Origin of the sequence: Dorea amylophila (assembly GCF_025567265.1) — a bacterium.
GTDB classification, from domain to species: domain Bacteria; phylum Bacillota; class Clostridia; order Lachnospirales; family Lachnospiraceae; genus Dorea_A; species Dorea_A amylophila.
The window spans coordinates 21,283-33,785 of sequence record NZ_JAOQJW010000010.1; the positions used below are offsets into that span (position 1 = coordinate 21,283).

General features: G+C 43.8%; 13 protein-coding genes and 1 other annotated feature (1 of these 14 running past the window's edge). All 13 genes read left to right on the forward strand.

Annotated elements, in window-relative coordinates:
* Window positions 1-95: a binding site (T-box leader), on the forward strand; it begins 157 nt to the left of the window's first position.
* Window positions 96-160: 65 nt separating this feature from the next.
* The gene (locus OCV72_RS07630) at window positions 161-2,821 is read left to right on the forward strand and encodes a valine--tRNA ligase (protein ID WP_055282892.1); all 2,661 of its coding nucleotides are present in this window, start codon (window positions 161-163) and stop codon (window positions 2,819-2,821) included.
* Between the two features lie 98 nt (window positions 2,822-2,919).
* A complete protein-coding gene (locus tag OCV72_RS07635) occupies window positions 2,920-5,124 on the forward strand; it encodes an LTA synthase family protein (RefSeq protein ID WP_055282895.1) in 2,205 nt (734 codons plus the stop codon).
* Window positions 5,111-6,451, forward strand: coding sequence for a bifunctional folylpolyglutamate synthase/dihydrofolate synthase (locus tag OCV72_RS07640; RefSeq protein ID WP_055282897.1), 1,341 nt, complete (start codon window positions 5,111-5,113; stop codon window positions 6,449-6,451). Before OCV72_RS07635 ends, OCV72_RS07640 begins: the two co-directional genes overlap by 14 nt.
* A complete protein-coding gene (locus tag OCV72_RS07645; protein ID WP_006428236.1) occupies window positions 6,444-6,593 on the forward strand; it encodes a hypothetical protein in 150 nt (49 codons plus the stop codon). Before OCV72_RS07640 ends, OCV72_RS07645 begins: the two co-directional genes overlap by 8 nt.
* Window positions 6,594-6,692: 99 nt before the next feature.
* On the forward strand, window positions 6,693-8,057 hold the full coding sequence (locus OCV72_RS07650; RefSeq protein ID WP_055282899.1) for a tetratricopeptide repeat protein: 1,365 nt from the start codon (window positions 6,693-6,695) through the stop codon (window positions 8,055-8,057).
* Between the two features lie 130 nt (window positions 8,058-8,187).
* Window positions 8,188-8,499, forward strand: a complete 312-nt coding sequence (gene spoIIAA / locus OCV72_RS07655) for an anti-sigma F factor antagonist (RefSeq protein WP_055282902.1) — start codon at window positions 8,188-8,190, stop codon at window positions 8,497-8,499.
* A gap of 1 nt (window position 8,500) precedes the next feature.
* Window positions 8,501-8,956, forward strand: a complete 456-nt coding sequence (spoIIAB, locus tag OCV72_RS07660; protein ID WP_055282904.1) for an anti-sigma F factor — start codon at window positions 8,501-8,503, stop codon at window positions 8,954-8,956.
* Window positions 8,935-9,648: a SigF/SigG family RNA polymerase sporulation sigma factor gene (locus OCV72_RS07665; protein ID WP_055282906.1), complete on the forward strand. Its 714-nt coding sequence runs from the start codon at window positions 8,935-8,937 to the stop codon at window positions 9,646-9,648. Before spoIIAB ends, OCV72_RS07665 begins: the two co-directional genes overlap by 22 nt.
* 112 nt (window positions 9,649-9,760) lie before the next feature.
* Window positions 9,761-9,988 carry a hypothetical protein gene (locus OCV72_RS07670; protein ID WP_044924819.1) on the forward strand — a complete coding sequence of 76 codons (228 nt, stop codon included), beginning with the start codon at window positions 9,761-9,763 and terminating at the stop codon, window positions 9,986-9,988.
* Entirely contained in the window at window positions 9,939-10,613 is a 675-nt protein-coding gene (locus tag OCV72_RS07675; RefSeq protein WP_055282908.1) for a stage V sporulation protein AA, read from the forward strand. The genes OCV72_RS07670 and OCV72_RS07675 overlap by 50 nt, the downstream gene beginning before the upstream one ends.
* Window positions 10,573-10,989, forward strand: a complete 417-nt coding sequence (locus OCV72_RS07680; RefSeq protein WP_028087134.1) for a stage V sporulation protein AB — start codon at window positions 10,573-10,575, stop codon at window positions 10,987-10,989. The genes OCV72_RS07675 and OCV72_RS07680 overlap by 41 nt, the downstream gene beginning before the upstream one ends.
* Window positions 10,990-10,993: 4 nt before the next feature.
* Entirely contained in the window at window positions 10,994-11,455 is a 462-nt protein-coding gene (locus OCV72_RS07685; protein WP_055282910.1) for a SpoVA/SpoVAEb family sporulation membrane protein, read from the forward strand.
* A 34-nt stretch (window positions 11,456-11,489) separates the two neighbouring features.
* Window positions 11,490-12,494 carry a stage V sporulation protein AD gene (locus tag OCV72_RS07690; protein WP_055282912.1) on the forward strand — a complete coding sequence of 335 codons (1,005 nt, stop codon included), beginning with the start codon at window positions 11,490-11,492 and terminating at the stop codon, window positions 12,492-12,494.
* Window positions 12,495-12,503: the final 9 nt, after the last annotated feature.

The window sequence follows — 12,503 nt, forward strand, 5'->3', positions numbered from 1 at the left end:
CCCGGAGTCGTTCCCGTTAAAGAATAAGATGAGATATATGGGGAAGAGTTTTCCTGTATAATGAAGGTGGTACCGCGACTACAATCGCCCTTTACGTAATGTAAAGGGTTTTTTCATGTAATAAAAAAATGTGAAAAAAGTGTGAAATGAGGAGGAAACTATGAGCGAAAACCTGGAAAAGACTTACAATCCCAAAGCGATTGAAGCAAAGTTATATGAAAAATGGTGTGATAACAAATATTTCCACGCCGAAGTTGACAGAAGTAAGAAACCATTTACCACAGTAATGCCGCCACCGAACATTACAGGTAAGCTTCACATGGGACATGCCCTTGATAATACACTGCAGGATATTCTGATCCGTTATAAGAGAATGCAGGGATACAATGCACTCTGGATTCCGGGAACAGACCATGCAGCTATCTCGACAGAAGTTAAGGTTACAAACCAGTTAAAAGAAGAAGGAATTGACAAGAAAGAATTAGGAAGAGAGAAATTCCTGGAAAGAACATGGCAGTGGAAAGAAGAATATGCCGGAACGATCGAGGGACAGCTTAAAAAATTAGGTGTATCCTGCGACTGGGACAGAGAGCGTTTTACAATGGACGAAGGATGTTCCAAGGCGGTAGAAGAAGTATTCATCAAATTATATAACGAAGGATATATTTACAAAGGTTCCAGAATCATCAACTGGTGTCCGGTATGTAAGACTTCTCTTTCTGATGCAGAGGTTGAACATGAGGAGCAGGACGGATTCTTCTGGCATATCAAGTATCCAATCGTTGGAACAGACGACTATTTGGAGATCGCAACGACACGTCCGGAGACATTACTTGGAGATACTGCGATCGCAGTTCATCCGGATGATGAAAGATACAAAGACATCGTAGGAAAGATGTGTAAACTGCCTCTGACAGACAGAGAAATCCCAATCGTTGCCGATTACTATGTAGACAAAGAGTTCGGAACAGGTGCGGTTAAGATCACACCGGCACATGATCCGAACGACTTCGAAGTTGGAAAACGCCACAACCTGCCAGAGATTAACATCATGAACGATGATGCAACGATCAACGAGCAGTACGGTGGAAAATACGCCGGAATGGACCGCTACGAAGCAAGAAAAGCGATGGTAGCTGATCTGGAAGAGCAGGGATATCTGGTAAAAGTGGTTCCACATTCTCATAATGTAGGAACACATGACCGCTGTCACACAACCGTAGAGCCAATGATCAAGCAGCAGTGGTTCGTTAAGATGGAAGACCTTGCAAAACCAGCGATTGAAGCGATCAAGAACGGCGACTTAAGATTCGTTCCGGAACGTTTCAATAAGATCTATCTGCACTGGCTTGAGAATATCCGTGACTGGTGTATTTCCCGTCAGATCTGGTGGGGACACAGAATTCCGGCTTATTACTGCGACGAGTGTGGTGAAGTAGTAGTTGGACACGGCGCACCGGAGAAATGCCCGAAATGCGGATGCACACATTTTACACAGGATGAAGATACACTGGATACATGGTTCAGTTCAGCACTGTGGCCATTCTCAACACTCGGATGGCCGGATAAGACAGAGGATCTGGATTACTTCTATCCGACAGATGTTCTGGTAACAGGCTATGATATTATCTTCTTCTGGGTAATCCGTATGGTATTCTCAGGATATGCACATACTGGAAAAGCACCGTTCCATACAGTATTTATCCATGGTCTGGTCCGTGACTCACAGGGACGCAAGATGAGTAAATCCCTTGGAAATGGTATCGATCCGCTGGAGATCATCGATCAGTATGGTGCAGATGCACTTCGTATGACATTAATGACAGGTAATGCACCTGGTAATGATATGCGTTTCTACAATGAACGTGTAGAAGCAAGCCGTAACTTTGCAAATAAAGTATGGAATGCTTCCAGATTTATCATGATGAATCTGGGCGATAAAGAACTGAAAAAACCGGCTGATTTTACTGTACGTCCGGCTGACAGATGGATCATGTCCAAGTGCAACAATCTTGTAAAAGATGTAACAGAAAATATGGACAAGTTTGAACTTGGTATCGCACTTTCCAAGATATACGACTTCTTATGGGATGAATTCTGTGACTGGTATATTGAGATTGCAAAATACCGTATCTACCATGCAGAGGAAGATCCACAGGGAGCAAACGATGCATTATGGACACTGAAAGAAGTACTGAAGAAATCTCTGAAACTGCTTCATCCATATATGCCGTTCGTTACAGAAGAGATCTACAGCAAGTTAGTACCGGAAGAAGAGTCACTGATGATGTCTGACTGGCCGGTATATGAAAAAGACTGGAACTTCCCGATCGCAGAGAACATTGTAGAGCACTACAAAGAGATCATCCGTGGTATCCGTAACGTACGTGCAGAGATGAATGTTCCAAATTCAAGAAAAGCAACTGCTTATGTTGTATGTGAAGATGAACAGCTCGGATCAGGTCTTGCAATGTTAAGTAATGCAGCTCAGAATATGGCAGCACTTAATAAACTGGTACTTCAGAAGACGACAGAAGGCATTGCGGAAGACGCAGTATCTATTGTAGTTCCGGATGCAACGGTATATCTTCCACTGGAAGAGCTGATCGACTTTGAACAGGAGATCGAACGTCTGACAAAAGAAGAGGAAAGACTGACAAAAGAGATCGCACGTTCAAACGGAATGCTGAACAACGAAAAATTTGTAAGTAAAGCACCGGCTGCAAAGGTTCAGGAAGAAAGAGAAAAACTGGAAACTTATCAGCAGATGATGGCTCAGGTAAAAGAAAGGCTGGAAGGATTAAAAGCAAAACAGTCTTAAGAGAAGAAAGTTATAAATATTAAAACCTATAGACAACCATATATTTCCGCAGTTATCAGTAACAGGATAGCTGCGGATTAGATATCAAAGGGGATTATATGAAAAAATTTCAGTTAAAGAAACCGGATATCAAGGGAAAAATCCGCAAAATAAGAAATTTGAAGAAAGAGGATGTCATTGCATACTGGAAAGGCAGACATGAACGACGCGAGAGAATACTGGAAGCAAGACGTAACAGTGCATTTGCAAAGAAGATGCAGCCGGTCTATGCATTCATGAACCGATTCTCTTTGATATTTCATGCACTGCTTGCGTGCATCATTAACTTTGCAATAGAAGCAATTTCCAGACATTCGCTCGCTGCTGCCTGGAACTATATGACAGGAACACCGTTGGTATTTTTGTACAATGCGTTTATGATCTTCGTAACCTTCTCTATTGTATATCTGTTCAAGCGGAGGATCTTCGTCCGTATCATCATCAGTGCGTTGTGGATTATCCTCGGAATTGCCAATGGATATATCCTGCTAAAGAGGGTTACACCGTTTAATGCACAGGATCTTAAAATCGCAGGAGACGGAATCGCACTGATCAATAACTATTGTAATGGCTTTGAAGTCGTTGTGATCGCTATCGGAGCAGCTGCGCTTGTGGTCTGGCTGGTCTCGATGTGGAGACGCGGCGGACAGTATACAGGAAAGCTACACCACGTAGCATCGCTGCTGGGAATTGTTGTGTGCTGCATACTTTACACATTTGTCACGAATGCAGCAATAGACAAAAGAGTAGTATCTACGTATTTTGGAAATATTGCATTTGCCTATGAAGATTACGGTCTTCCATATTGTTTTTCGGCGAGTCTGTTCAATACCGGAATCAGTGAGCCAAACGGGTACACAAAGAAAAAAATGGCAAAGATCAATAAAAACGGAGAGCTGAATAAGAGCACAACAAGCCGTTCTTCCGATGAACTTCCGAATATTATTGTAGTACAGCTGGAGTCATATTTTGATGTGGCAAATGCAGAGTTCTTTACCACATCTGAAGATGCGTGTCCAAACCTGCATAATTTATACCAGAATTATTCATCCGGATATTTCAAGGTACCGTCGGTGGGAGCCGGTACGGCAAATACAGAGTTTGAAGTACTGACAGGAATGAATCTCCGTTACTTCGGACCGGGAGAATATCCATATAAGACATACTCGAAGAAACATCCGACAGAGAGTGCTGCAACCGCACTTGCCGCACTTGGATACGGGACACATGCATTGCATGATAATACAGGTAACTTCTATAGCCGTGCCAATGTCTTTAACAATATGGGATTTGATACATTTACCAGTAAGGAGTTCATGAATGTCCTTCAGACGACAGAGAACGGCTGGGCGAAGGATGAGATCCTGACACAGCATATCATGGAAGCCATGGATACATCAGATCAAGAAGACTTTGTATTCACTGTCAGTGTTCAGGGACATGGAAACTATCCGGAGACGCAGTTGATCGAAAATCCAAAGATCAAGGTTGAAGGAATTGAAGATGAAGCACTAAAAAATAAATGGGAATATTATGTGAATCAGGTCTATGAGATGGATCAGTTTGTTGGTGATCTGATCAAGGCAGTGGAAGCAAGAAAGGAACCGTCTGTAGTTGTATTTTATGGGGATCATCTTCCAACCATGGGACTGAAAGCAGAAGACTTAAAGAGCCGTTATTTATATAATACAAATTATGTGATCTGGGATAATGTCGGACTTCAGAAACAGGACAAGAATATTCCTGCTTACCAGCTGATGTCAGAGATCCTGAACAGACTGGATATTCATTCCGGTACAGTGTTCAATTACCATCAGCAGAGAAAAGGAACGAAGAATTATCTTTCAGACCTGGAACTTCTGCAGTATGATATCCTGTATGGAAAGCAGTATGTTTATAACAATCATCCTCCGATCACGGAAGGGCATATGGTAATGGGAATCCGTGATGTGTCATTGAGCAGTATTGTTCCGCAGCTCAGCAGCGGATATAGTCTGTACGGCGAGAACTTTACAAAATACAGCCGCGTATATGTGAATGGAGAAAAGCAGAAGAGCAGTTTCCTGAATAATACACGTATTAATCTATCAGAGACAGAATTGCAAGACGGAGATGTAATACAGGTCGGACAGGTTGGCTCCAGTGATACAATCTTCCGGATGTCCGATAAATATATTTATCAGAACGGACAGCTTGTAAAACAGGAAGGTACAGCAACCGATAAGAACAAATCTTGGGTGGATCAGGAATATGATGTTAAATAAAAAAGAACCAGAAGTGTTCACATATGAAGAGGCAGCCGCATATATCGAAGAAATTCCGAAATTTACAAAAAAACATACGCTGGAGCACACAAAATTATTTTTAAAAAGATTAGGAAATCCGGCAGTGGACAGGAAAATCGTCCACGTTGCCGGAACCAATGGAAAAGGGTCTGTATGTGCATACTTACAGGCCATACTTATGGCAGAGGGGAAGAGAACCGGGTTCTTTACATCCCCTCATCTTGTATCTGTAAATGAAAGGATACGGATGGATAATGTACAGATAGATAATAAGACATTTCTTGAAGTATTCCGCAAGGTTTTAAAAACAGTCCGCCGGATGGTGGAAGATGGAATCGAACATCCGTCTTATTTTGAATTTTTATTCGGAATGGGGATGACTGCATTTGCAGAAACAGATGTAGAATATATTATCCTGGAGACCGGACTGGGAGGAAGACTGGATGCAACAAATGCGGTTGAGAAGCCGGCACTGTCCATCATTACGTCTATCAGTCTGGATCATACGGCGATTCTTGGTGATACGATCAGGAAGATCGCAGTTGAAAAAGCCGGAATCATTAAACCAAAAGTTCCGGTATTCTTTGACGGAAGTAATAAAGAAGCGGCAGAAGTAATCCGGACAAAGGGAGAAGAACTGGGCGTATATTGTAGAGAAGTCACGAATCATGCGTATGAAATCCGGGAAGTTCACCGGAAATATATTGCATTTTCCAGACGGAGTGCGTATGATAAAGATGTTATCTTTCAGGTGCCGATGTGCGGATGCTATCAGGCGATGAATGCAGAACTTGCACTGGAAGCGTCGGAATATCTGCTTGCGGGAGAAGAGATACATATGGACCGGTGGAAACAGGTACTTGCACAGCTTCACTGGGAAGGACGTATGGAACGGATCGGAGCACATATCACGGTAGACGGTGCGCATAATCCGGGTGCAATGCAGGCGTTTGTAGAAAGCGTAAAGGCACTGGATGAGTCTGAACGCGGTGAGATGATATTATTATTTTCCGCAGTATCGGATAAGAAGTACGATGAGATGATAGAATACCTGTGCGGGAATCTGGATGTGAAAGCATATATCGTCACACAGATCGAAGACGAGAGAGGTGTTCCGGTTGAGGAACTTGCAGATATCTTCCGCCGGTATACAGACAGACCGGTGTATTGTAAAGAACGATTGGAAGATGCCGTCAGAACGGCACTGGATAAACGGGGGGAGTCAGGAGAGATATACTGTCTTGGCTCATTATACCTTGTAGGGATGATAAAAAAGTTACTGGCAGGAGGTGCCATAGATGCTTGATTTTGAAGAAGAATTAAAGAAATTCCAGCCTAGTCTGGAAGTAGAGGAACTGGGAGATGCGATTTACCAGGATGATCTGACAGATATGACAGATCTTTTAAGAGAAGTGATCGAACAGACGAAGCAGGACGATCCACAGTAAACTGCGGCAAAGAAAAGCGGTTACAGTTCACAGGGAAGAATTCCGGAATGGAAAGTCTCAGCGCTGTATGAACAGTAACGGAAATATAGAGGGAAGTATATGGATTATACAACAAAATTGGCGTATCAGTCGAACTACTGGTATAATGACGGGCTTAAAAGAGCGAACATCCGGGATCTGACCGGAGCAATCACATCGCTGAAAAAGAGTTTACAATATAACAGAGATAACATCGCATCGAGAAATCTTCTGGGACTTGTCTATTACGGAAGAGGTGATGTGGTAGAAGCACTGACGGAATGGGTGTTAAGCAAGAATCTCCAGCCGAAAGAGAACATTGCCAATTATTATATTATAAAGATAAAAGAGAAAAAAGACGAGTTGGATCAGATCAATCAGGCGATCAAAAGATACAATCAGGCACTGGATTACTGTTACCAGCGTTGTGAGGATTTGGCTGTACTCCAGCTTAAGAAAGCAATTGAGATGCATCCGACATATGTGAAAGCATATCAGCTTCTGGCACTGCTTTACATTATGGATGAACAGTATTCCGAGGCGAGAAAGAATATCCGGATCGCACACAAGCTGGACAAGACAGATGATATCACCATGCGTTACATGCATGAACTGAATCAGGTGCGGAAGTCAAGGAATGTGCGCCTGGTCGATGATAAAGATACGGGAACGAAGAAAAAAAGAAGACAGACGGTAACTTATAATATCGGAAATGAAACGATCATCCAGCCTGTCGCATCCGGTCTTAAGGATAATGTCGGATTGCACACAATGATAAATATTGCAATTGGTGTAGCTGTCGGAGTTGCGGTTATGGCTTTCCTGGTCATGCCGGCAGTATCTGCATCCAGACAGAGCAAGGTGAACAAGCAGACGGTGAAGTTCAGTGATCAGATTGCGACGCAGAAGTCACAGATCAGTGCACTGAAAAAAGAACTGGAAACATACCGTACAGATACCAAAGCTGCAGAGGAACAGAAACAGACTGCGGAGGTGACAAAGTCAAGTTATGAGTCACTGATGACGATTGTATCGCATTATTCAACCGGAGATATGAGTAATTCTGCGCTGGCAGAAGAACTGCTGAAGATTAATGCAGATACACTTGGCACATCCGGAAAAGAAGAATATGACAGTCTGACAGAGAAGATTTATCCAAGAGTCTGTGAAAGCCTGTATGCAACATCCCAGAAGAATTATCAAGTGGCAAATTATGACACGGCGGTAACAAATCTGGAGCAGGTGGTACAGATGGATGAGGGATACCAGAACGGAGAGGCCATGCTTTTGCTTGCGCAGTCTTATGAAAAACAGGGTGAGCAGGATAAGGCGAATGCGTATTATCAGAAGATTATAGAAGAGCATGAGGGAACACAGGCTGCGACCGATGCACAGGAAGCACTTGATACGCAGAATGCACAGAAGAGTAAGAAGAATAATAACTAGGATATGCGTTGTCCTGGTATAGAAATGGCAGAAATACAAAAAGAGAAGGATATACACGTAAGAGGTGTATGTCCTTTTTTGTTTATGCACTATGCAAAATAATAGAAAGATGTAAATGGGGAGTTATAACATGAAGTATCAGGTACAGGAGAATTATCTGACTATATTTTTACCGGGGGAACTGGATCATCACAATGCGGAAGAGATAAGAAAGGAATCCGATCATCTGATTGAACATAATCATATCCGGTATGTGATCTTTGATTTTGCAGATACGAAATTCTGTGACAGTTCGGGAATCGGAGTGATCATGGGACGTTACCGTAAAATCTATATGCTGGGCGGCGAAGTCTGTGCGGTACATACCAGCGAACGGATCCGTAAGATCCTGACTATGTCAGGGGTAACAAAAATCATGCAGATATATGAGGAGGAGAAATAAAATGGAAAATACCAATGAAATGCAGATTATTTTTGACAGTTATTCCTCGAATGAATCATTTGCCAGAGTTGCCGTTGCAGCATTTATGACATCACTGAATCCGACAGTTGAGGAAGTTGCAGATGTAAAAACGGCTGTGTCGGAGGCTGTGACGAATGCGGTGATTCATGGCTATGAATGCCGGGTGGAGAAGATATTCCTCCGATGTGCAACCTGTGAAGACACATTGGAGATAGAAGTGGAAGATCATGGAAAAGGAATCGAAGATGTGACAAAAGCGATGGAGCCGTTATTTACCACCAGGCCGGAACTTGACCGGTCAGGAATGGGATTTTCTTTTATGACAGCATTCATGGATCAGGTTGAAGTGAGTTCCGAACCGGGAAAAGGAACCATTGTGAAAATGAAAAAGACAATCGGAAAAGGACGAAAGATATGGACCACACAATCGCTTTAATTCAGAAATCTCACGAAGGGGATGACGAAGCAAGAGCACAGATTGTGGAGGAAAATACGGGACTGGTCTGGTGTATCGTAAGACGCTTTGCAGGGCGCGGAACAGAAATGGAAGACCTGTTCCAGATCGGAACGATCGGACTGCTGAAAGCAATTGACAAGTTCGATCTGAGTTTTGAAGTGAAATTCTCAACTTATGCAGTCCCGCTGATCAGCGGTGAAATTAAGCGGTTCCTGAGAGATGACGGAATGATCAAGGTCAGTCGTTCACTGAAAGAACTGTCATACAAAGCGTATCAGACGCAGGAAAGGCTCGGAAAAGAGTTGGGAAGAGAGCCGTCGGTTGCAGAGATTGCAGAAGATTTAAAGGTCGCACCGGAAGAACTGACGATGGCAATGGATGCATGTACGGATGTGGAATCACTGCACAGACCTGTCTGTAAAAAAGAAGGACAGGAAATGTCATTGATGGAGAAAGTCGGTCAGGCTGATGCGGCAGAAGAAAGAGTTGTAGATCATCTGCTATTGAAAGAACTGCTGAAAAATCTGGATAAGGACGAGAGAAAGCTGATCTATCTACGATATTTTTCGGAAAAGACACAGACACAGGTGGGAAAAGAACTTGGAATTTCACAGGTTCAGGTATCCAGAATGGAAAAGAAGATATTAAAAAATTTAAGAGAGAAGTTATAACAGGCACGTCAGGGATCGATTCTATGTATGGAATCCATGCATAGAATTGTCAGAATCCGGCATACTAACTCATGAGATCCGGTAAAAGAAAGCATGGGAAGAAAGGGTGAGAATGTTGGAAGAAGGCAGAAAGAAGATCAGGATGTGCCTGATCTTTGTTATTACAGCAGCAGTGATCATAGGATTTATTTATTATTTTCATGATGTAAAAGGCAGTCACGGAGTAAATGAAGGAACGTTGGTAAAGAAGACGGTATACTATCAGGATGAAAAAACGGAGGTGAAGAAAGATGGCAGGGAAGGCAGGCACTGTATATATAAAGGCAGACCGGAATGTTGAGGTGGCAAAGACATCCGTGATGATCGGTGATGTGCTGAAGATAGAGTGTACAGACCCGGCAATGCTTGCCAGGATCCGGAGCATTCATCTGCTGACCTTTCATCATCCGGATGATAAGAGACAGCGTAGAACAGTGGTATCACTTCTGAAAGTGATACAGAAGATTCATGAGATCTATCCGGATGCAGCAGTAGAAAATATCGGAGAAACGGATTTTATCGTGACGTATGAGGAACAGGATGGAAAAGGCGGGATCATCCATGTCGTTAAGATTGTGGCTGTAGTACTGATCAGTTTCTTTGGCGCAGCATTTTCAACAATGGCATTCAATAATGATGTAGGTGTGACCAGAATGTTTGGACAGGTATATGAACTTTTAACCGGTACAAAGTCAGATGGATTTACAATCCTGGAGTTCACATACTGTATTGGTATTGTGATAGGAATTCTGACATTCTTCAATCATTTCGGAAAAAAACGATTGTCGGTAGATCCGACACCGATGGAGGTGGAGATGCGTCTTTACGAGAATGATATACAGACAACGCTGGTAGAGACATATTCCAGAAAGGAGAAAGAACTGGATGTTGGCGAAAAACATATGTCTGGCACTACTGGGATTTAGTGCAGGGATTACGGCGGCAGGCGGACTTTTTTCTTTTATCATAGGCCTGGGTGTGATATCGGACTTTGCCGACCGGACACATACAGGAGAACAGGTTATGTTATATGAAGATGCGGTTGCAGCCGGAGGAAGTCTGGGCGCCGTTATTTCTGTGTATCATCCGGCGGTTCCGTTCGCAGGCTGTCTGCTTCCGGTTATGGGACTGTTCGGAGGAATCTTTGTGGGCTGCTGGGCAATGGCTTTGACGGAAATGCTGGATCTGTTTCCGATCTTTATCAGGAGAATCCGTATGGTAAGAGGGATTGCAGCGGTGATGATTGGAATCGCATTTGGAAAAGGTCTGGGCGCATTATTGTTTTTCTGGAAGAGGTGGTGATGATATGGAGAAGAAAAAACAACAACAGTCATATGAAAATTATGTCAGGCAGAAAACACCGGTGCATAATCTGCCGGTAAATATGGCGAAAGCATTCGTTACAGGCGGTGTCATCTGTGTGATCGGGCAAGGCATTCTGAATATCTGCGAGAAAGCGGGACTGGGCAGGGATATGAGTGGAAGCTGGTGTTCGATGCTTCTGGTGCTTCTGAGTGCAGTGCTTACCGGATGCAATCTGTATCCACAGATCGCAAAGTGGGGCGGTGCAGGAGCGCTGGTACCGATTACGGGATTTGCCAATTCAGTGGCAGCACCGGCGATTGAATACAAGAAAGAAGGACAGGTTATAGGAATCGGGTGCAAGATATTTACCATTGCCGGACCGGTGATCCTGTATGGGATATTTACAAGCTGGCTGCTTGGACTGTTCTATTGGCTGCTAAAAGCGGCAGGAGTTGCGGGATAATCTGTATGGAAATATAGCAGGAGGATATAAGAATATGATAAAAGGAAAGCAGAGTATAGCATTTAAGGCATCTCCGTATATTGAGGAAAGTGCATCTGTCGTCGGTAAGAAAGAAGGGGAAGGACCACTTGGCAGCAGGTTTGATATGGTGGGTCAGGATGATATGTTCGGGGAGGACACCTGGGAAAAAGCGGAAAGCAGTATGCAGAAAGAAGCCTGTCAGCTGGCACTTGGTAAAGCACATCTGACGGCAGGAGCCATCCGGTATCTGTTCGGAGGCGATCTGCTAAGGCAGGGAGTAGCAACATCACTTGGAGTTGAACAGCTGCAGATACCGATGTTTGGTCTGTACGGTGCATGTTCAACGTCAGGGGAAGCACTCGCCCTGGCATCGATGTGTGTGGCGGCAGGATACGGAGAGCGGATGCTCGTAGTGACATCCAGCCATTTCGGAAGTGCAGAAAAGGAATTCCGTTTTCCGCTCAGTTATGCGAATCAGAGACCGCTGTCTGCACAATGGACGGTGACCGGAAGTGGAGCATTTATTGTTGGAAAGAACAGGAGTCATGTGAGGATCACCGGAGTGACGGTCGGTAAGATTGTGGATTATGGCTTGAAGGATTCGCAGAATATGGGCGCATGTATGGCTCCGGCAGCCTGCGATACGATCATCCGGAATCTGGAAGATTTTGAAAGAAAAGAAGAAGATTATGACCGGATCATTACCGGAGATCTCGGATATGTGGGACAGAGTATATTATTTGATCTTATGCGGGAAAAAGAATACGATATCAAAGAAAGACATATGGATTGTGGGATGACAATATTTGATCAGAGCAGGCAGGATACCCATGCGGGAGGAAGTGGCTGCGGATGTGCTGCAGCAACGTTATCGGCGTATATCCTGCCTGCCATTGCAAGCGGTGAGTGGAAGAGGGTACTGTTCGTTCCGACAGGAGCACTGATGTCGACGGTCAGTTACAATGAGGGAGCAAGTGTTCCGGGAATTGCACATGGAATCGTGCTGGAACACTGTTAGACAAAAACA

Excerpts from the sequence above, each read along its gene's own strand:
- OCV72_RS07630 (WP_055282892.1), top strand. The coding sequence starts at position 161 with ATGAGCGAAAACCTGGAAAAGACTTACAATCCCAAAGCGATTGAAGCA.
- OCV72_RS07635 (WP_055282895.1), top strand. The coding sequence starts at position 2,920 with ATGAAAAAATTTCAGTTAAAGAAACCGGATATCAAGGGAAAAATCCGC.
- OCV72_RS07640 (WP_055282897.1), top strand. The coding sequence starts at position 5,111 with ATGATGTTAAATAAAAAAGAACCAGAAGTGTTCACATATGAAGAGGCA.
- OCV72_RS07645 (WP_006428236.1), top strand. The coding sequence starts at position 6,444 with ATGCTTGATTTTGAAGAAGAATTAAAGAAATTCCAGCCTAGTCTGGAA.
- OCV72_RS07650 (WP_055282899.1), top strand. The coding sequence starts at position 6,693 with ATGGATTATACAACAAAATTGGCGTATCAGTCGAACTACTGGTATAAT.
- spoIIAA (WP_055282902.1), top strand. The coding sequence starts at position 8,188 with ATGAAGTATCAGGTACAGGAGAATTATCTGACTATATTTTTACCGGGG.
- spoIIAB (WP_055282904.1), top strand. The coding sequence starts at position 8,501 with ATGGAAAATACCAATGAAATGCAGATTATTTTTGACAGTTATTCCTCG.
- OCV72_RS07665 (WP_055282906.1), top strand. The coding sequence starts at position 8,935 with ATGGACCACACAATCGCTTTAATTCAGAAATCTCACGAAGGGGATGAC.
- OCV72_RS07670 (WP_044924819.1), top strand. The coding sequence starts at position 9,761 with ATGTTGGAAGAAGGCAGAAAGAAGATCAGGATGTGCCTGATCTTTGTT.
- OCV72_RS07675 (WP_055282908.1), top strand. The coding sequence starts at position 9,939 with ATGGCAGGGAAGGCAGGCACTGTATATATAAAGGCAGACCGGAATGTT.
- OCV72_RS07680 (WP_028087134.1), top strand. The coding sequence starts at position 10,573 with ATGTTGGCGAAAAACATATGTCTGGCACTACTGGGATTTAGTGCAGGG.
- OCV72_RS07685 (WP_055282910.1), top strand. The coding sequence starts at position 10,994 with ATGGAGAAGAAAAAACAACAACAGTCATATGAAAATTATGTCAGGCAG.
- OCV72_RS07690 (WP_055282912.1), top strand. The coding sequence starts at position 11,490 with ATGATAAAAGGAAAGCAGAGTATAGCATTTAAGGCATCTCCGTATATT.